The following is a 17,693-nucleotide window of genomic DNA, read 5'->3' as shown; positions in this document are numbered from 1 at the left end:
CCGGCCTCAGTGCGCCGGCCCGTCCGCGGGCCTGTCCGAGTGGCCCAGGGACCTCTCCGGGGCCACTCGGTCGCGTACGAGGCGCTTGACCGCCGTGGGCTCGGGGAAGCCCTGCTCACGGCGGTCCCAGATCACCTCGTCGTTGACCCGGACGACGAAGACACCGCCGGTGCCGGGCTTCAGGGACAGCTCGTCGAGCTCCGCCTCGAAGGTGGTGAGCAGTTCCTGCGCCAGCCAGGCCGCGCGGGGCAGCCAGCGGCACTGGGTGCAGTACTCGATCTGGACCCGCTGGACGTCTGTCATCCGAGATGCACCGACCAATCCTGTTCCGCCGCCGGTTTGCCGTGCAGGTCCGGGACGCGTTTGAGCCAGTCCGGGCGGCCCCGCTGGGTCCGCTCCGCGCGGTCGGCGTCCTCGGCCGCGAGCTGTTCACGGCTCGGGAAGTCCGTGGGGAGCCAGGCAGCGGAGGACCGGACGCGGGCGAGGAGATAGCCGACGTACGCCTCGCGGACCGCGTCGGGGCTCTCGAAGCCGGGCTCGTCGGTCAGCCAGGCGTCGGGCACCTCGGCCAGGACCGCGCGCAGCAGTTCCTCGGTCACCCGGGGGGCGAGCTCGGCGTCGGCCGCTCGGGTGTCCGGTCGGTGGCCGCCGAGCGCGTGGCGCCGGAAGTCGTACGCCTTCTCCGGCGACGACGCGTCCCAGCGGTGGTGGAAGACGAGGGCGGCGCCGTGGTCGATCAGCCAGAGCCGCGGCGGCGCGATGCCGAAGGTGGGCCAGACCATCAGGTTCGAGCTGTGCACCGTGCGGTCCACATTGACCGTCAGGGCGTCCAGCCAGATCACCTTCCCGGCCTCCAGCGGGTCCACGGGGAAGGTCCGCGCGATCTCCGGGGTGAAGTCCTTCGCGCCCGGCAGGTAGTCCATGCCGAGGTTGAGCCCGGCACTGGCCCGGAGCAGGTCCTGGACCTCCTGGTGGGGCTCGTGCCCGCCGACGGCCGGATCGAAGTGGACGAGGACCAGCTCGGGGAACCGCAGCCCGAGGGCGCGGGCCAGCTCACCGACGATGATCTCGGCGACCAGTGCCTTGTGGCCCTGGGCGGCCCCCGTGAACTTCACGACGTAGGTCCCCAGGTCGTCGGCCTCGACGACTCCGGGCACGGAGCCGCCCGCCGTCAGCGGGGTCACGTATCGAACAGCGGTCACGTCGCGGAGCACACCTGACACTGTAAAGCAGCTGATCGCTCCGCCCCGGGCGTCAGGTGCGGGCGAGCGGGTTCGGCAGCGGCACGTACCGCGCGTCCGCGCCGTCCGCGCCCGTCCAGCGGAGCAGCAGATTGGTCTTGCCCGGAAGGGTGGGCGAGGCGAGCAGCGCGGCGACCTCGGGGAGCCCGAGGTCGTCGCCGTGCCGGTGGAGTTCCCGTCGTACGGCGGGCCAGGGGTCCGTGCCGGGGAACCGCTCGGCGAGGACGGCTGCCAGCTCGGCGATGTGGTTGACGACCAGGCAGTACACGAGCCGTTCCCAGCCGGCCGCGCGGGTCACCCCCGGCAGCAGTTTCACTCCCTCCGCGTCCCGGAACAGGGCCTGGACGGGCATGCCGGCGGCGTCCACGGCGACCAGGGTGTTCTGCAGATGGGCCTCGACGACGACTCCATGGCGTGCGAACGCCTCCAGCACCGGGGGCACCACCTGGCGGAGGTACGCGGCCCACCAGGCGGAGGGCTCGGCCGGCCGGTCGAGCGGGTTGCCGTCGAAGCCCTCCACGAGGGCGGCGGCGAGCAGCGGGGTCGTGCCGGGGACGAGATGGTCGCGCAGTCCGTCGCGGACCAGGACGGCGAGTTCCTCGAAGGCGAAGTCGGCGGTGCGGTAGCCGCGGTCGCTCAGCCAGGCCGCGGAGCCCCGCGGGGCGGAGAAGGCGGCGGCGGTCGCGGCGTCGATGGCGCGCATCTTCAGCAGGTCGTGCCTCCACAGCCGGCGGATGTCGTTGGTGATGCGCACATCGAGGCTGAACTTGACGAACAGGTCGTCCTCGGGGGCGTAGAGCGTGCGGATGGCGGCCGTCGGCCACAGCGGGCGGGCGGTGCGTCCGACGCGTACGAGCCGGCCGTCCGCGAAGGCGTCCCGGATCGCCGGAAGGGCGCCGGTCAGTTCGAGCTGCCAGGGGTGGGCGGGCAGCAGACGGTAGCCCGGCGGGGCCTCGCCCAGCGCGTCGAGCGCCGCCGTGTCGCCCTCCTCGACGACCGCGTCCTCGCGCACCGCGAGCAGCTCCAGCGGGAAGCGGGCGTAGGCCTCGGGGGCGTACGGCAGCCAGCCGGTGACCGGGCCGCCGCCGCGGGCCTTGGGCGCCGGGTGGTACGGGTGGCCCATGACCAGGGACTGCTCCGAGCGCAGGTACGGGTCCTCGGGCGGCGCCGTGCGGGCACGGGCGCGGAGGAGGGCCGCGACCACGTCCCGGCTGCCGGTCATCTCGGCGGGCAGCTCGGAGTCGGCCACTCCGGTGGACCGGCGCAGTTCCTCGGCCGCGAGTGCGACCAGTTCCGGGTGGGTGAGCCGGTGCCAGGCGCCCTCGGCGTACACCTCGGGCTCGACGGGGCGCCGTGTCCCCCGCACCCGCAGCATCCGGCCACCGGCGCGGAGCCGGTGGACGCCCGGATCCGGTGTGGGCTCCGCCAGTTCGCGAAGGAGACAATTGAGCAACGGCGCGGCGGCGTACGCGTCGGCGGCCTCGTCCATGTCACCCCCGTTGACGTGGGGGAACACGGTCGGCATGAAGTCCACGCGATCCATCCGGTCCATTCGATTCATACGGTGCGCTGGTGATCAGTATGTCTGCCGCGGCGGACGTACTCGACGCAGTCCCGTACCCAAGGAGCCCGCCTGTGCACCGTCCCTCCACGCCCGACACCGAGGCCGCGTTCGCCGAGGAACTGAGCGTCGTACGCCCCGGTCTGTCGGCGCCGTACGCGGAGGCCCTGCCCGGCGCCCGGGCTGCTGTACTGACCCGGCTGTGGCGCGCGCTGGCGTACGAGCCGCTGCCGTGGATCGCCCGTCGCGACACGGCCGGTGACGGCCTCACGCTCCGTCTGACGGACGGCCGCCGACTGCACGGACCGCACGCCGACCCGTACGCCACCTCCGCGTACGTGACCGAAGTGCGGCTCGCCGAGCGGACGTACGACCGTCCGGACCTGCTCGTCGACGCCCTCGGCGTACCGCACGGTTCCGCCTTCGCGGCCGAACTCGCGCACAGCGTCGCCTCGATGGCCCTGTCGCGGGCGGACCGGGAGGCGTGGTACGGCACTCCCGAAGCGAGCGAGGCGAGCTGGGTGTGGGAGCAGCGGATCGTGGACGGGCATCCGTATCACCCCAACTGCCGTGCGCGGCCGGGATTCTCGGTGGCCGAACAGCTCGCGTACGGGCCGGAGCACCGGCCGTCGGTGGAGTTGGGCATGGTGGCGGTGGACGGCTGTCTCGTCACGGGTGAGTGGCCGAAGTGGCTGCGGGACGGCGAGCGCGTACTGATCCCGGTGCATCCCTGGCAGACCGCTCATGTGCTGGACACCCCGGTCCAGGAGGGCTTCGCCGCCCACCCGTTGATGTCCCTGAGGACCCTCGCGGTGCCGGACGGACCGCATGTGAAGACCGCGCTGAGCGCCCGGCTGACCTCGTCGGTGCGGGACATCTCGGTGTACTCGGTGGAAACGGCGGAGACGGTCTCGGCGTTCATGGAGTCGATGACGGCGGGCCTGGACGTACCGCTGCACATCACTCGCACCCTCGGCGCGGCCACCGCAGGCTTCCCCGATCTCGCGGCGGTGGTGCGGGAGTCCCCGGACGACTACGCGGGCGCGGGCGAGAGGTGCGTTCCGGTGGCCGCGCTTCCACTGACCCCACTGCCCGAAAAGGCCTCCTGGCTGGCCGAGTTCACCCGCCTCGTCCTCACGGCGGGGCTGCGGCTGCTGGAGCTCGGGGTGGCCCTGGAGGCACACGGGCAGAACCTGCTCGTGGTCCTGGACCGCGCGGGCGACCCCGTCCGGCTCGTCTACCGCGACCTGGCCGACATCCGGGTGAGCCCCGCCCGGCTGGCGCGCCACGACATCCCGGTCCCACGGCTGTCCGGACGGATCGTCACGGACGACGAGACCGCCCTGCGCCGCAAGCTCTTCGGCTCCCTCGTCGGCGGCGCGCTGGGCGCGACGGCGGGCTCGACGGCCGCGCTGCGCGAGGCCCTTGAGACGGTCGCACCGGATCTCCCGCGCACCACGGACCTTCCCGCGCTCCTCGGCGAGCCGCTCCCCACCAAAGCCCTGACCTTGATGCGGCTGTCCCCCGGGACCCCCGGTGACCTGTGGACACGGCTCCCGCAGCCGCTCGCGGGACCCGGCTCGTCATGAGGCGGTGCACCTCTCGTTTTTACGCGCGGCACCTTTGATCAATAGGATCCGCCGATGATCACAAGACAACGGCTGGCGGCGGGCGTCTGCGCCCTGCTCGCCGCCCTGGCCGCCGGGATCGCCTTCCCGGCCGGAGCGGTCGCCGACGAAACCACGGCTACCGCTCCCAAGGTCGAACTCGTGCTGGACGTCAGCGGTTCGATGCGGGCCCGGGACATCGACGGCGAGTCGCGGATGTCCGCGGCCAAGCAGGCGTTCAACGAAGTGCTCGACGCGACGCCCGAGGAGGTGCAGCTCGGCATCCGCACCCTCGGCGCCAACTATCCGGGGGACGACCGCAAGACGGGCTGCAAGGACACGGCCCAGCTGTATCCGGTGGGGACGCTGGACCGCACCGAGGCCAAGACGGCCGTCGCGACCCTCAGTCCGACCGGCTGGACCCCGATAGGCCCCGCCCTGCTCAAGGCGGCCGACGACCTCGAAGGCGGTGAGGGCACCCGTCGCATCGTGCTCATCAGCGACGGCGAGGACACCTGTCAGCCGCTCGACCCGTGCGAGGTGGCCCGCGAGATCGCGGCCAAGGGCATCGACCTGACCATCGACACCCTCGGCCTGGTCCCCAACACCAAGATGCGCAAGCAGCTGAGCTGCATCGCCGAGGCCACGGGTGGCACGTACACCTCGATCGAGCACAAGGAGGAACTCAGCGACCGCGTCAACCAGTTGGTGGACCGCGCCGCCGATCCCGTGGTGAAGCCGGTGGCCGTCGAGGGCGCCGCCTCGTGCACCGACGCGCCGACTGTCAAGTCGGGCCTCTACACCGACCGCGAGGAGTTCGCGCAGCACCGCTGGTACCGCGTGGAGCTCGAGCCCGGCAAGGAACTGCGCGCCTCGGTGAGCATCGCGGCGGACCGCCAGGTCAATCCCGACTACGGGGTGATGCTGCGTGCCGTCACCACGCGCGGCCGGGAGATCGTGCGCGGCGAGGCGGCCGGGAACGGCCGCACCGACGTCGTCTCGACCGGTCTGCGCTATCCGAAGGCCGAGAACGACGAGGAGTACGGGGCCGCCGAGGTCGTGTGCATCCAGGTCGCCAACTCCTTCTCGGCGGCGGCGGGCGTGAAGACCAAGCCCGGACTGCCGCTGGAACTGACCGTCGACGTCGTCGACGGCCCCGACCAGGCGAGTGACGTGGCCTCCTTCGGCCTCGGGCGCGGCTGGTGGCTGCTCGGCGCCCTGGTGCTCACCGGCTTCCTCGCGGGTGTGCTGTGGGGCTGGATCTCTCGCTGGCGGTTCTCGGTCTGGAGGACCAACTGATGCGTATCCGACGTGTGCTGAGCACAGCCGTACTTCTCGCGGGGGCCGCCGCGGCGCCCGCGCTGCTCGGTGCGGCCGCTTCCCCGGCCGTCGCCGACTCCTCGCCGTCCGCGAGCCCTTCGGGTGACGACTCCGCGCCCACCGAGGCCGGTACGTCGTTCCGTACGGCGACCGAGATCGAGCAGGGTCTGCAGGCCACCGCCAGCGGCTCCACGGGTGACTACCTGTACTGGTCGTTCCCCGCGGACGCCGGGCAGCGGCCCACCGTGAAGGCGACGGTGAAGCTGCCCGAGGCGTCCAAGCGCGCCTCCGCCGAGACCTGGCAGATCGATGTGTACGACGGTCTGCGGCGCCGTCAGGCCTGCCAGTACGGGGCGCAGACCCGGACGGCGGCCACGGACGCGGCCTCCGTGACGCTGTCCTGCACCCTGCGCACGGTCCGCGCCTGGTCGGAGACCTGGGCCAACGACCCGCTGCCGGGCACCTATTACGTCCGGCTGACCGCCACCGGTCTCGGGGCGGCCGACCTGGGTCTGCCGGTGAGCACGGAAGTTCGGGTGGATTCCGAGGACATCGGTGGTTCGGCGGCGGTCGACGGCTCGCTCGCCGAGCCGTTGGTGCCGGGCATCGCCATCACCGCCGGGAAGTCCGACGAGGAGTCCGACTCCGCGACGGCGGCGCTGTCCTCGCTCGAACCTGACGACGGCTGGACCTCCGGCTGGTGGTCCGACCGCTGGGTGTGGACCGCGGCCGGCGGCGTCCTCGCGGCCCTCGCGGGCATCGGCGGATACGCGCTGACGCGGGGCACCGGACGGCCTTCCCGGGTTCCGCCGGGCGCCTGACCCGTACGGCGGCCGAGGCCCGCTGTGCTCCCAGTCGGGGGGCACCGCGGGCCTCTGCCGTTCCGTCTCCTCCAGCCCCGCGGTGCCGCCCGCCCGGGGGAACGGCGGGCCTCTGCCGTCCCGCCCGGTGTCAGACCTCGCGCAGGCCCTTGGCCAGGGGTCCGTCGCCCGTCACGTCGACGCTCCGCTCGCGCAGCGCGTCGAGCAGCGTCAGCGTCCCCCGGCTCATGTCCTCGCAGGTGCGCGTGTCCAGCGTCAGCCGGGCGTCCGGCTCCCGGGGTGCGTTCCCGTCCCCGTGGAGGGGCCCGTCCGCGGCACCCAGCCAGACATGGAACCGGCCCTCGTCCAGGTGGACTTCGACCAGCCCCTCCCCCAACCCGGCGGCGTCCAGCCCCCGCAGCAGCGGCAGCGCGAACCAGTGCGCCCGGACGGCGTCGGTGGGCCGCCGATCGCCCAGCTCGGACGCGCCCCATTCTCCGAGCGCCTGGAGCACGGGCAGCAACTCCCGCCCTCGAGAGGTGAGTTCGTAGACATAGGCCGCGCCGGGAGGCGGCAGGCGCCGTCGGGTGGTCAGACCGTCGCGTTCCATGTCCTTGAGCCGGGAGGCGAGGACGTCGGTGCTGACGCCCGGCAGATCGGCGTGCAGATCGGTGTAGCGGCGCGGTCCGCCGAGCAGTTCGCGGACGATCAGGAGGGTCCACCGGTCCCCGACCGCGTCGAGGGCACGGGCGGCGGAACAGTACTGGTCGTAGCTTCGGCGCGGTGACATGCGACGCAGTCTAGCTATCTTGTTGGACTTTCCAAGCTCCCACTTGGTAAAACCAAGCAACACCACAACCGGAGGGCGCAGCGCATGGAGTTCCGGCAGTCGAGCAAGCTCAGCGAGGTCTGTTACGAGATCCGCGGCCCGGTGATCGAGCACGCCGACGCACTGGAGGCGGCGGGCCACTGCGTCCTGCGCCTCAACACCGGCAACCCCGCCCTCTTCGGTTTCGAGGCGCCGGAGGAGATCCTCCAGGACATGATCCGGATGCTGCCCCGGGCGCACGGCTACACCGACTCCCGGGGCGTCCTGTCCGCCCGCCGGGCCGTCGCCCAGCGCTACCAGGACCGGGGCCTGGACGTCGGCGTGGACGACGTCTTCCTCGGCAACGGCGTCTCGGAGCTGGTCTCCATGGCGGTACAGGCCCTGGTCGAGGACGGTGACGAAGTCCTCATCCCCGCCCCGGACTTCCCGCTCTGGACGGCCGTCACCACCCTCGCCGGCGGCAAGGCGGTGCACTACCTGTGCGACGAGCAGTCCGACTGGTACCCGGATCTGGAGGACATGGCGGCGAAGATCACCGACCGGACCCGCGCCGTGGTCATCATCAACCCCAACAACCCGACGGGCGCGGTCTATCCGAAGGAGATCGTCGAGGGCATCCTCGATCTCGCCCGCCGGCACGGCCTGATGGTGTTCGCCGACGAGATCTACGACCAGATCCTGTACGACGACGCCGTGCACCACTCGGCCGCGGCCCTCGCTCCCGACCTGGTCGTCCTCACCTTCTGCGGCCTGTCGAAGACGTACCGGGTCGCCGGTTTCCGTTCCGGCTGGCTGGTCGTCACGGGACCCAAGCAGCACGCGCGCAACTATCTGGAGGGCCTGACGATGCTGGCCTCCATGCGGCTGTGCGCCAACGCTCCGGCGCAGTACGCCATCCAGGCGGCGCTCGGCGGCCGCCAGTCGATCCACGAGCTGACCGGGCCCGGCGGCCGGCTCCGCGAGCAGCGCGACCGCGCCTGGGAGAAGCTCAACGAGATCCCCGGCGTCTCGTGCGTGAAACCCAAGGGCGCGCTCTACGCGTTCCCCCGCATCGACCCCGCCGTGCACCCGATCCACGACGACGAGAAGTTCGTCCTCGACCTGCTGCTGCGCGAGAAGATCCAGGTCGTCCAGGGCACCGGCTTCAACTGGCCGCGTCCGGACCACTTCCGCATCCTCACCCTCCCGCACGCCGACGACCTGGACGCGGCGATCAGCCGGATCGGGCGGTTCCTGAGCGGGTACCGGCAGTAGGGAGCCGGGGGCGCCGGTGGGCCGACCGGACGAGCCGGGGCTGCGGTCACGGGCGGCCGGTGTCACCGTACGAGGGACAGCAGCTGACGCAGGGACGGAAGGGCGCGGCGATGGGTGACCTGCTCCTCGTACGGCACGGTGAGACCGAATGGTCGATGTCCGGGCGACACACCGGGTCGACCGATGTCCCGCTGACCGACAACGGCCGCGAGCAGGCGCGCCGGCTCGGTCCGCTGATCGCCCGGCACCACATCGCGGCGGCGTTCGTCAGCCCGATGCGCCGGGCGCGGGAGACGGCCCGGCTGGCCGGGGTCGGCGGCGCCCGCGTCGACGCCGACCTCTCCGAGTGGGACTACGGCGGGTACGAGGGCATCACGACCGTCGAGATCCATCGCGAGCGACCCGACTGGTTCCTGTTCACGGACGGGGTCACGGCCGGGCCGCCCGAGCACCCCGGGGAGAGCCCGGACGAGGTCGGGGCGCGCGCCGAGCGGATGCTGGCCAAGATCGACGCGGCGCTCTCCGAGTCGGAGGGCAGTGTGGTCGTCGTCTCGCACGGCCACTTCCTGCGGGTCCTGACCGCTCGGCGGCTGGGGCTGACGGCCCAGTCCGGCGCCCTCTTCCAGCTCGGCACCGGGACGATGAGCCGGCTGAGCACCGAGCACCGGCGGCATGTGGTGGCCGGATGGAATGTCAGACCCGACGCGTACTGTTCCCACGGACCGCTCTCCCCGGCGGAAGAGGGTGCGCAGGAGCCCTGACCCGCGGTGGAGGGAGAGCGCCGTGACACCGCCCGACGGCGGAGGGAGCGCGCCGTGACACGACCACCGACCGCGGCACAGCGCCGCGTCATCGATGCCGCCGACCCGGTGACCGGGCGGCTCAGGGGCACCGAGGCCCAGCTCGCCGCACTGGTGCTGCGGGGGCTCGCCTTCCGTCATCCGCGGCCCCCGCGCGACCATTTCCTGACGCCCGCGGGGCATCGGCTCCGTGAGTCGTCCGGGACGCCCGAGCCCGCCGACGCCGCCGGGCCGTCCGCTCCCGCGGCGTCCGGGGTGTTCGCGGCGCGTACCGGCGGCGAGGCGGGGGGCGAGACGGGCCCCGCGCGGCTCCGGGAGGTGCGCAGCGCCTGGCAGGGGCTCCTGGAACTGCGCCGGATGACCACTCCGGACGGCGCCACCGGCCGTCCGTGCGCCTGGGAACGCGCGCATCTGGTGCAGGCCGCCGCCCTCGCGCTGGAGGCGGCGGGACACCGGCCCGCCGGAGCGGTGGGCGGCGGTTACCGGGTGCGGGCGACACCGCAGCCGGAGGCCGTCGCCGTGCGCGAGCCGGACCCCGAGGCGCTGCGGGCCTGCGCGGCCACCCTGGAGAAGGCGGGCTGGCAGGCCGGCGAGCACACGGAGCCGCGCACGGGCGCCCGGTACGTTCTCGCCTCGCCCCGGCGGGCCTGAGGTGCGCAGGCCCGTCCCCGTCCGGGAACGCCTGGCAGCCGCGTCCGGCCGAGGCGCGCGGGGTCCGCGGGTGTGCGGCACAAGGGAGTTGGACGAGCCCCGCCCGTGCGGGGGAACCGCCGCGGCGTCCTGGCCGAAGCCTCCGGAGCCGCTGATGCGGTTACTGTCGTGGCGGCCGCCGTAACAGCCGAGGCAGCTGCCTCGTCGCAGCCACCGGAGTCGTCGCCGTCGTAGTCGCAGTCGCAGTCGCAGTCGAAAGGAAAGTCGTGGCCGAGGTGTTTTCCGTCCCCGTGACCGTTCGCGGGTACGAGACCGATGTGCAGGGGCATCTCAACCAGAGCGTGTATCTCCAGTACGCCGAGCACGCCCGCTGGTCGGTGCTCCAGGCGGCCGGGATCAGCCAGGCGGTGCTGGCGGCCCGGGGTCTGGGCCCGGTCGCTCTGGAGACGACCATCCGCTACCGGCGCGAGCTGCGGGCCGGCGACGAGGTCGAGGTGACGTGCGTCTTCCTCTGGGGCGAGGGCAAGAGTTTCCGTATCGAGCAGACCATCACGAAGACCGACGGCACGGTGGCCGCCGAGATCACGGCGGTCGGCGGGCTGATGGACCTCACGGAGCGCCGCCTGGTGTCCGGCCCGCGGGACGCCTTCAAGTCACTGGCCACGGACCCGGGCCCGCTGGGGCTCTGACCTCTCCGGGCCGCCGCGCCACGCCTCGCACGGCCTACGCGTCGAGCAACTCCGGCCGGTGCACCTCGTCGTAGGCCGCGCGGGACTCGGCGATCGTCACGCGGTGCCGCTCGGCCCAGTCCGTCAGGGAGAGCAGCGTCGCGTGCAACTCTCGCGCCACCGGAGTGAGTTCGTACTCGACCTTCGGCGGCACCGTGGGATGGACGGTGCGGGTGACGAGACCGTCGCGCTCGAGATTGCGCAGGGTGAGGGTCAGCATGCGACGGCTGATTCCCTCGATGCTGCGCTCCAGTTCGGTGAAACGGATCGGGCCGTGCGCGGCGGCCACGATGATCAGCACGCTCCATTTTCCGGCGACCCTGTCAAGAACCTCGCGGACCGGGCACGCCTGCGCGAGCACTGCCTGCGAGGTAACACCGGTGTTCCCCTGGGACATCGAAGTGCCTCCTTATGCCGGTCTCCATGGTCACTGACGATGTACCCCGTTACAAGTCGTGCACCAAGGAAGAACGTCCATGGAATCGACACCGTCCATGGAGGACACGGAGGTCACCGTCATGCTGTCCCGGACCGAGCCGGCGAGCTCGTCGACACCACGAACGTACTCCCGGTGGGCCTCGCTCGTCGTCCTGTGCGCGGGCACACTGATGACGATCCTGGACGGGAACATCGTCACCGTCGCCATGCCCGCCATCCAGCAGGATCTCGGCTTCTCCGCTCCCGGGCTCGCCTGGGTCGTCAACGCCTATCTGATTCCGTTCGGCGGACTGCTGCTGCTCGCGGGCAGGCTCGGTGATCTGGTGGGCCGCCGGCGGATGTTCACGGCCGGGCTCGCCGTGTTCACCGCGGCGTCCGTGCTGTGCGGAGTCGCCGACGGGCAGGGGGCACTGGTCGCGGCCCGCGCCCTCCAGGGCGCCGGTGGGGCGATGACCTCGGCCGTCGTCCTCGGCATGCTCGTGGCCCTCTTCCCCGAGCCCCGCGAACAGGGCCGCGCCATCGCGGTGTTCAGCGCGGTCGGCGCCGCGGGCGGGGCGCTCGGCACCTTCCTCGGCGGCGCGCTGACGCAGGCCCTCGACTGGCACTGGATCTTCCTGATCAACCTGCCGATCGGCGTGCTGGCCTGGGTCGCCGCGCTGCGCGTCCTCGCCCCGGACGAGGGAGCCGGCCTCGGCAGGGGCGCCGACCATCCCGGCGCGGCCCTGGTCACGGGTGCGCTGATGCTGACGGTGTACACGATCGTCGGCGCCGGGGAGCGGGGCCTCGGCGGCACTCTCGCGCTCGGCGTGCTCGCCGTCGCCCTCTTCGCCGGATTCACCGTGCGTCAGACCCGGGCCGCCCGCCCCCTGCTGCGGCTGCGACTGTTCCGCTCCCGGACGCTGACGAGCGCGAACGGTGTGCAGATCCTGATGATCGCCGGGATGTACGGCTTCCAGTACATCGGCGCGCTCTACCTCCAACGCGTCCTCGGCTACGGCGAGTTGCTCACCGGTACGGCGTTCCTGCCCGCGCCGATCGCCATCGGTGTGCTGATGCTGAGCCTGTCGGCGCGCACGATCGCCCGCTTCGGTCCGTACCGGGTCCTGCTCGCCGGACTCGCCCTCATCACAGCGGGCATGGCCCTGCTCAGCCGGGCCCCGGTCGACGGCTCGTACGCCACCGACGTGCTGCCCCCGCTGCTCCTGCTCTCCGCAGGATTCGCGGCCGCGATGCCCGCGGTGACGGGGCTCGCCATGTCCGGCGCGCGTCAGGAGGACGCGGGTCTGGCCTCCGGGCTCTTCAACACCACGCAGGTGGTGGGTGGTTCACTGGGTCTCGCCGTGCTGACGACGCTGGCGGCGAGCCGCACCGAGAGCCTGACCGGCGGGGGCGAGCACCTCGTCGCGGCGACGGCGGACGGCTACCGGCTGGCCTTCACGGTGGCCACCGCCGTCGCGGCCACGGCTCTGGCACTGGCCGCCGTCCTCCTGCGCCCCGGCAAGGGCGCCCCTCACCGGCCCTCTTCCACCGACTCGTCCGCGCCGGGCGCACGCATCGGCACCGGCACCTGATTGAACCCGTAGTAGATCGCGAGCAGTCCGTGCGCGGCCAGGGTCAGCGGCGCCGACACGAAGGACAGGGCGACCGCCGCCGGATAGGCGAGGGAGCCGAGGGCGAAGCGGACCCGGGTGCGCCGGGCGCCCTCCACGTCGACACGGCTGTCGAGCAGGTGCCCGGTGCGGGTGAGGTGCCACCACACGGCCTGGAACGCGAGGGCCATGGCGACCATGACCAAGCTGTAGACGGCGGCGGCGACATGGGACGGCCCGCCCTCGCGCAGGTACTCCGCGAGCATCGCCGTCGGCCAGGGAATGGCGGCCACCACCATCAGCAGGATCAGGTTCAGGAACATCAGGGTGCGGTCGACCCGGGCGACGTAGCTGAAGACCTGGTGGTGGTTGATCCACATGATGCCGATCACCAGAAAGCTGACGACATAGGCGGCGTAGGAGGGCCACTGCTCTCCCAGCGCGTGCCACAGACCGCCGTGTTCACCGACCTCGGGGACCTTGATCTCCAGGATCAGCAGCGTGATGGCGATGGCGAACACGCCGTCACTGAAGGCCTCCACACGACCCGACTCGTTCATGACCGACTCTCCCCGTTGTGACCGCGTCCGCACGTGGTCTCCGTGCGGACGTCCGTGCCGTCCGTGCCGTTCATGCGCTCAGACCGTAACCCGGCGCGGCTCGACATTCGGCCCCGATGCGTCAACTCGCCCTCGCCCGGCGGGTGTACGCCGCCCTCAATCTCTGGTAGGAAACTTTCCTAACAGTACGCGGCAGCATCACTCCCCCATCGGAGGTACCGTGCGCACCCCCCACATAGGCACATCGCGTCGCACCCTGCTCACCCTGATCGGAGCCTCATTGGTGGCCGGCCCCCTCATCGCCACCCAGACGGCGACCGCCGCCCTGGCCGGCCTGGACGACCCGGCGAAGAAGGAGATCGCCATGAAGCTGGTCTCCAGCGCGGAGAACTCCTCGCTGGACTGGAAGGCGCAGTACAAGTACATCGAGGACATCGGCGACGGGCGCGGCTACACCGCCGGGATCATCGGCTTCTGCTCGGGCACCCACGACATGCTCGACCTCGTCGAGCTGTACACCCGGCGCAAGCCCGGCAACGCCCTGGCCAGGTACCTGCCCGCGCTGCGCGAGGTCGACGGCAGCGACTCGCACGAGGGTCTGGACCCCGGCTTCCCCGCCGACTGGCGCCGGGCCGCGCAGGATTCGGCGTTCCAGCAGGCGCAGAACGACGAGCGCGACCGTGTCTACTTCAACCCCGCCGTGCGGCAGGGCAAGACCGACGGCATCGGAGTCCTCGGGCAGTTCACGTACTACGACGCCATCGTGATGCACGGCGACGGCGGCGACAGCACCAGCTTCGGCAGCATCCGGCGGCGCGCCCTGGCGCAGGCCAGGCCGCCGGCCCAGGGCGGTGACGAGGTGACGTATCTGAACGCCTTCCTCGACGCGCGCGTGTGGGCCATGAAGCAGGAGGAGGCCCATTCCGACACCAGTCGGGTCGACACCGCGCAGCGGGTCTTCCTGCGCAACCGCAACCTGAACCTCAACACACCGCTGGACTGGAAGGTCTACGGCGACAGCTTCCACATCGGCTGACGGGCGCGGCACGGGCGGAGGGCGCGGCACCCACTCGGTGCCGCGCCCTCCGTAGCCCTGTCAGCAATCCCCCTCACGTCGGGGGCCGTTGAACCCCGAAGGCAGTTCGGGGCGCGATGCCCGCCTCAGTGGGCCGGTACCGCCCTGAGGTCCTCGCCCGCCTCCATGGGGTGGGTCACCTCCCCCGCGTTCTCGCGTCCCCTGCCGAGGTGGTTGAAGACGAGGTTGAGGACGACGGCCGCGACGCAGCCCGTGGAGATCCCGGAGTCGAGGACGATCCGTACGGTCTGCGGGAACGCGTGGTAGAACTCCGGCGCGGTGATCGGGATGATGCCGACCGCGAGGGAAACGGCCACGATCAGCACGTTGTTGTCCTTCTCCAGGCCCGCCCTGACCAGGGTCTGGATACCGCTGGCCGCGACCGAGCCGAACAGGACGACACCCGCCCCACCGAGCACCGGACGCGGTACGACGGCGATCAGGGACGCGGCCATCGGGCACAGTCCCATCAGCACCAGGAAGCCGCCGCCGGTGGCGACGACGTACCGGCTGCGGATCCTCGTCATCGCGACGAGGCCGATGTTCTGGGCGAAGGCGCTGCACATGAAGCCGTTGAAGAGCGGGCTCAGCGCCGAGCCGAGGGTGTCCGCGCGCAGTCCGGCCGCGATGGTCCTCTCGTCGGCGGGACGCTCCACTATCTCGCCCAACGCCAGCATGTCCGCGGTCGATTCGGTCATCGAGACGACCATCACCACGCAGAGCGAGAGGATCGCGGCGAGCTGGAACTGCGGGGCGCCGAAGTGGAACGGCGTCGGGAAGCCGACCACGTCCGCGTCGGCCACCGGCCCGAAATCCGTCACGCCGAAGGGGATCGCCACGAGCGTGCCGATGACCAGGCCGAGCAGGACCGCGATCTGCTTGACGAAGCCGCGGGTGAAGCGGCGCAGCAGCAGGACGATGACGAGGGTCACCGCCGCGAGACCCAGATACGTCCGCGAACCGTAGTCGTCCGCGGCGGGGTTCGGGCCCTGCGCCCAGCCGAAGGCGACCGGCAGCAGCGACACTCCGATGAGCGTGATCACCGTGCCGGTGACGACGGGCGGGAAGAAGCGGACGGCCTTGCTGAAGAAGGGGGCCGCGATGAATCCGAGGACGCCGGCGACGATGACCGCGCCGAAGATGATCGGCAGGGCGTCGCTCTTGTCCTTGGCGGAGGCGACGACCGCCGTCATCGGTGCGACGCCGGCGAAGGTGACGCCGTTGACGAAGGGCAGCCGGGCTCCGATCTTCCAGAAGCCGAGGGTCTGCAGGAAGGTGGCGAGCCCCGCGGTGAACAGGCAGGCGCCGGTGAGGAAGGTGAGTTCGGTGGCGGAGAGACCGACGGCGGCGCCGACGATCAGGGGCGGGGCGACGACTCCGGCGTACATGGCGGCCACGTGCTGCAGGCCGCTGGTCGCCATCTTCAGGGCGGGCAGCTTCTCGTCGACCGGGTGTTTCGACCCGATGGCCGTTCCGGCTGGTCCAGTTGGTCCGGACGTTCCCGTTTCTCCGGTCGATCCGGTCGATCCAGTTCCTCCAGTTCCTCCAGTTGCTCCAGTTGCTCCAGTAGGTCGTGCATCGGTGCTGGGCTCGGGCTGGGCGGCCACGGCGGCTCCTCCGGTCGGGTACACGTCGCCGTCGACGTGGGTGTCAGGGAGGTGATGCGCGGTCGTGCGGGACCGGGACGATGACCGTCGGGCGGACTCGGTGTCCGCGCGGCGGAGACCGTTCCGGGGCGCGCACGTCCATGCACGCCCCGGCTACGGCCGCCGTGGACCCCGCTCGGGTCCACGGCTACCGGCCGAGGGCCGTCCCCCTCTGCCGGAGTTCTGCGGTGGTCAGGCCTGCGCGGCGATCCGCGCCAGGCGCTGTGCCTCCACCCGCGTGGAGCGGGCGATGGCGTCCTCGTCGACGTTGAGCAGGCGGCTGTCCTCGACGACCGGCTTTCCGTTGACGAGCGAGAGGGTGACCGGGGCGGCGGCGCCGAAGACCAGTGCCGTCACCGGGTCGGCGATCGAGGCGTGCGCCAGGGTGTCGAGCTTCCACAGCACCAGGTCGGCGAGCTTGCCCGCCTCCAGGGAGCCGATCTGGCCCGAGCGGCCGAGGACCTGGGCGCCTCCGTACGTGCCGAGACGCAGCGCCTGACGGGCGTTCAGGGCGGCCTCGCGGTGGGCCCCGAGCCGGTTGATGAGCAGGGCGTTGCGCAGCTCGGTGTGGAGTTCGCCGGACTCGTTCGACGCGGTGCCGTCGACGCCGAGGCCGACCGGGACGCCGGCGGCGAGCATGTCGGGGACCCGCGCGATACCGGCGGCGAGCCGGGCGTTGGAGGACGGGCAGTGGGCGACGCCCGTCCTCGTCCGGGCGAAGGCGGCGATGTCGGAGTCGTTCATGTGGACGCAGTGCGCCATCCACACGTCCTCGCCGAGCCAGCCGGTCGACTCGAAGTAGTCGGTCGGGCCCATGCCGAACAGTTCCTTGCAGAACTGCTCCTCCTCCACGGTCTCCGAGCCGTGCGTGTGCAGCCGTACGCCCTTGCGGCGGGCCAGCTCGGCGCCCTGCTTCATGAGTTCGGTGGAGACGGAGAAGGGCGAGCAGGGTGCCACTGCGACCTGCGTCATGGCGTCGAAGGAGGCGTCGTGGTGCTCGTCGACGGTCGCCTCGGTGGCGGCCAGCGCCCCTTCGAGGGTCTCGACGGCGAAGTCCGGCGGCAGTCCGCCGTCCTTTTCGCTGCGGTCCATGGAGCCGCGGGCGAGGGTGAATCGGACGCCGGTCTCGCGGGCGGCCCGGATGATGGCGCCGGACAGGTCGCCGGAGCCCTTGGGGAAGACGTAGTGGTGGTCCATGGCGGTGGTGACGCCGCCGCGGGCCATCATGGCGAGGGACCCCTGGGCGGCCGCGTAGGCCATCTGCTCGTCGATGCGCGCCCAGGTCGGGTACAGCGCGACGAGCCAGTCGAAGAGGTTGTGGTCCGTGGCGAGGCCGCGGGTGATCCACTGGTAGAAGTGGTGGTGGGTGTTCACCAGACCGGGCGTGGCCAGGTGCCCGGTGCCGTCGATGCGGCGGACCACGTTCTCCAGGTTCTCGGGGGCCTTTCCGGGGCCCACCGACTCGATCCTGTTGTCGGCGACGACGATGTGACCCGAGGCGTACTCGGTGTCGCCCGCGTCCACGGTCGCGATGGCGCAGTTCTCGATGACGATGCGCTGGACTGCCACGACGGTTCCTCGTTCTTCCCATTGG

At 71.8% G+C, this 17,693-nt stretch carries 17 protein-coding genes; 9 read left to right on the top strand and 8 right to left on the bottom strand.

Translation table 11 applies throughout. The annotated features are described in order from the left end of the window. Window positions 1-6 precede the first annotated feature (6 nt). The 3 genes from OG788_RS34535 to OG788_RS34525 are packed head-to-tail and all read right to left on the bottom strand — an operon-like array spanning window position 7 to window position 2,784. Complete coding sequence (locus OG788_RS34535) at window positions 7-303, bottom strand: SelT/SelW/SelH family protein (protein ID WP_351536435.1); 297 nt, start codon at window positions 301-303, stop codon at window positions 7-9. Then, a complete protein-coding gene (locus OG788_RS34530; protein ID WP_406375012.1) occupies window positions 300-1,214 on the bottom strand; it encodes a HipA family kinase in 915 nt (304 codons plus the stop codon). The genes OG788_RS34535 and OG788_RS34530 overlap by 4 nt, the downstream gene beginning before the upstream one ends. A gap of 40 nt (window positions 1,215-1,254) precedes the next feature. Beyond that, the gene (locus OG788_RS34525) at window positions 1,255-2,784 is read right to left on the bottom strand and encodes an IucA/IucC family protein (protein ID WP_406375011.1); all 1,530 of its coding nucleotides are present in this window, start codon (window positions 2,782-2,784) and stop codon (window positions 1,255-1,257) included. Between the two features lie 92 nt (window positions 2,785-2,876). On the opposite strand from OG788_RS34525, the gene OG788_RS34520 reads away from it, so the two are divergent. From OG788_RS34520 to OG788_RS34510, 3 genes are read left to right on the top strand one after another with little or no spacing between them, the layout of a single operon-like run. Then, on the top strand, window positions 2,877-4,391 hold the full coding sequence (locus tag OG788_RS34520) for an IucA/IucC family protein (protein ID WP_406375010.1): 1,515 nt from the start codon (window positions 2,877-2,879) through the stop codon (window positions 4,389-4,391). A 54-nt stretch (window positions 4,392-4,445) separates the two neighbouring features. Beyond that, window positions 4,446-5,708: a VWA domain-containing protein gene (locus tag OG788_RS34515; protein ID WP_406375009.1), complete on the top strand. Its 1,263-nt coding sequence runs from the start codon at window positions 4,446-4,448 to the stop codon at window positions 5,706-5,708. Next, a complete protein-coding gene (locus OG788_RS34510) occupies window positions 5,708-6,550 on the top strand; it encodes a hypothetical protein (RefSeq protein WP_406375008.1) in 843 nt (280 codons plus the stop codon). Before OG788_RS34515 ends, OG788_RS34510 begins: the two co-directional genes overlap by 1 nt. 130 nt (window positions 6,551-6,680) lie before the next feature. On the opposite strand, the gene OG788_RS34505 is transcribed toward OG788_RS34510, so the two are convergent. Then, the gene (locus tag OG788_RS34505; RefSeq protein WP_406375007.1) at window positions 6,681-7,319 is read right to left on the bottom strand and encodes a winged helix-turn-helix transcriptional regulator; all 639 of its coding nucleotides are present in this window, start codon (window positions 7,317-7,319) and stop codon (window positions 6,681-6,683) included. 84 nt (window positions 7,320-7,403) lie between these two features. Here OG788_RS34505 and OG788_RS34500 point away from each other — a divergent pair, with 84 nt between their 5' ends. The 4 genes from OG788_RS34500 to OG788_RS34485 all read left to right on the top strand — a co-directional run bounded on the left by OG788_RS34500 (window position 7,404) and on the right by OG788_RS34485 (window position 10,752). Beyond that, a complete protein-coding gene (locus OG788_RS34500; protein ID WP_406375006.1) occupies window positions 7,404-8,612 on the top strand; it encodes a pyridoxal phosphate-dependent aminotransferase in 1,209 nt (402 codons plus the stop codon). A gap of 110 nt (window positions 8,613-8,722) precedes the next feature. Next, entirely contained in the window at window positions 8,723-9,373 is a 651-nt protein-coding gene (locus OG788_RS34495) for a histidine phosphatase family protein (RefSeq protein WP_356755905.1), read from the top strand. 54 nt (window positions 9,374-9,427) lie between these two features. Then, window positions 9,428-10,063: a hypothetical protein gene (locus OG788_RS34490; protein ID WP_406375005.1), complete on the top strand. Its 636-nt coding sequence runs from the start codon at window positions 9,428-9,430 to the stop codon at window positions 10,061-10,063. 266 nt (window positions 10,064-10,329) lie between these two features. Beyond that, a complete protein-coding gene (locus tag OG788_RS34485; protein ID WP_351536462.1) occupies window positions 10,330-10,752 on the top strand; it encodes an acyl-CoA thioesterase in 423 nt (140 codons plus the stop codon). Window positions 10,753-10,786: 34 nt separating this feature from the next. Here OG788_RS34485 and OG788_RS34480 read toward each other — a convergent pair whose 3' ends face one another. Next, window positions 10,787-11,188, bottom strand: coding sequence for a helix-turn-helix domain-containing protein (locus OG788_RS34480; RefSeq protein ID WP_351536464.1), 402 nt, complete (start codon window positions 11,186-11,188; stop codon window positions 10,787-10,789). Between the two features lie 211 nt (window positions 11,189-11,399). On the opposite strand from OG788_RS34480, the gene OG788_RS34475 reads away from it, so the two are divergent. Further along, window positions 11,400-12,800 carry an MFS transporter gene (locus OG788_RS34475; protein WP_406376924.1) on the top strand — a complete coding sequence of 467 codons (1,401 nt, stop codon included), beginning with the start codon at window positions 11,400-11,402 and terminating at the stop codon, window positions 12,798-12,800. On the opposite strand, the gene OG788_RS34470 is transcribed toward OG788_RS34475, so the two are convergent. Continuing rightward, window positions 12,740-13,378 (bottom strand): TMEM175 family protein, encoded by a 639-nt coding sequence (locus OG788_RS34470; protein WP_351536466.1) that lies wholly within the window; start codon window positions 13,376-13,378, stop codon window positions 12,740-12,742. The two genes, OG788_RS34475 and OG788_RS34470, sit on opposite strands and share 61 nt — an antisense overlap. 220 nt (window positions 13,379-13,598) lie before the next feature. Between OG788_RS34470 and OG788_RS34465 the strand changes: the two genes are divergently transcribed. Further along, window positions 13,599-14,414 carry a chitosanase gene (locus OG788_RS34465; protein WP_406375004.1) on the top strand — a complete coding sequence of 272 codons (816 nt, stop codon included), beginning with the start codon at window positions 13,599-13,601 and terminating at the stop codon, window positions 14,412-14,414. 125 nt (window positions 14,415-14,539) lie between these two features. On the opposite strand, the gene OG788_RS34460 is transcribed toward OG788_RS34465, so the two are convergent. Together OG788_RS34460 and OG788_RS34455 are read right to left on the bottom strand one after the other, a co-directional pair. Continuing rightward, entirely contained in the window at window positions 14,540-15,919 is a 1,380-nt protein-coding gene (locus OG788_RS34460; RefSeq protein WP_351536872.1) for a nucleobase:cation symporter-2 family protein, read from the bottom strand. A gap of 372 nt (window positions 15,920-16,291) precedes the next feature. Next, window positions 16,292-17,668 carry an 8-oxoguanine deaminase gene (locus OG788_RS34455; protein ID WP_406375003.1) on the bottom strand — a complete coding sequence of 459 codons (1,377 nt, stop codon included), beginning with the start codon at window positions 17,666-17,668 and terminating at the stop codon, window positions 16,292-16,294. Window positions 17,669-17,693 lie beyond the last annotated feature (25 nt).

The organism is Streptomyces sp. NBC_00647 (assembly GCF_045207245.1).
Classification (GTDB): domain Bacteria; phylum Actinomycetota; class Actinomycetes; order Streptomycetales; family Streptomycetaceae; genus Streptomyces.
This window is presented reverse-complemented; position numbering and strand designations above follow the sequence as displayed.

Excerpts from the sequence above, each read along its gene's own strand:
- OG788_RS34500 (WP_406375006.1), top strand. The coding sequence starts at position 7,404 with ATGGAGTTCCGGCAGTCGAGCAAGCTCAGCGAGGTCTGTTACGAGATC.
- OG788_RS34535 (WP_351536435.1), bottom strand. The coding sequence starts at position 303 with ATGACAGACGTCCAGCGGGTCCAGATCGAGTACTGCACCCAGTGCCGC.
- OG788_RS34505 (WP_406375007.1), bottom strand. The coding sequence starts at position 7,319 with ATGTCACCGCGCCGAAGCTACGACCAGTACTGTTCCGCCGCCCGTGCC.
- OG788_RS34510 (WP_406375008.1), top strand. The coding sequence starts at position 5,708 with ATGCGTATCCGACGTGTGCTGAGCACAGCCGTACTTCTCGCGGGGGCC.
- OG788_RS34475 (WP_406376924.1), top strand. The coding sequence starts at position 11,400 with ATGACGATCCTGGACGGGAACATCGTCACCGTCGCCATGCCCGCCATC.
- OG788_RS34525 (WP_406375011.1), bottom strand. The coding sequence starts at position 2,784 with ATGGATCGCGTGGACTTCATGCCGACCGTGTTCCCCCACGTCAACGGG.
- OG788_RS34470 (WP_351536466.1), bottom strand. The coding sequence starts at position 13,378 with ATGAACGAGTCGGGTCGTGTGGAGGCCTTCAGTGACGGCGTGTTCGCC.
- OG788_RS34515 (WP_406375009.1), top strand. The coding sequence starts at position 4,446 with ATGATCACAAGACAACGGCTGGCGGCGGGCGTCTGCGCCCTGCTCGCC.
- OG788_RS34480 (WP_351536464.1), bottom strand. The coding sequence starts at position 11,188 with ATGTCCCAGGGGAACACCGGTGTTACCTCGCAGGCAGTGCTCGCGCAG.
- OG788_RS34495 (WP_356755905.1), top strand. The coding sequence starts at position 8,723 with ATGGGTGACCTGCTCCTCGTACGGCACGGTGAGACCGAATGGTCGATG.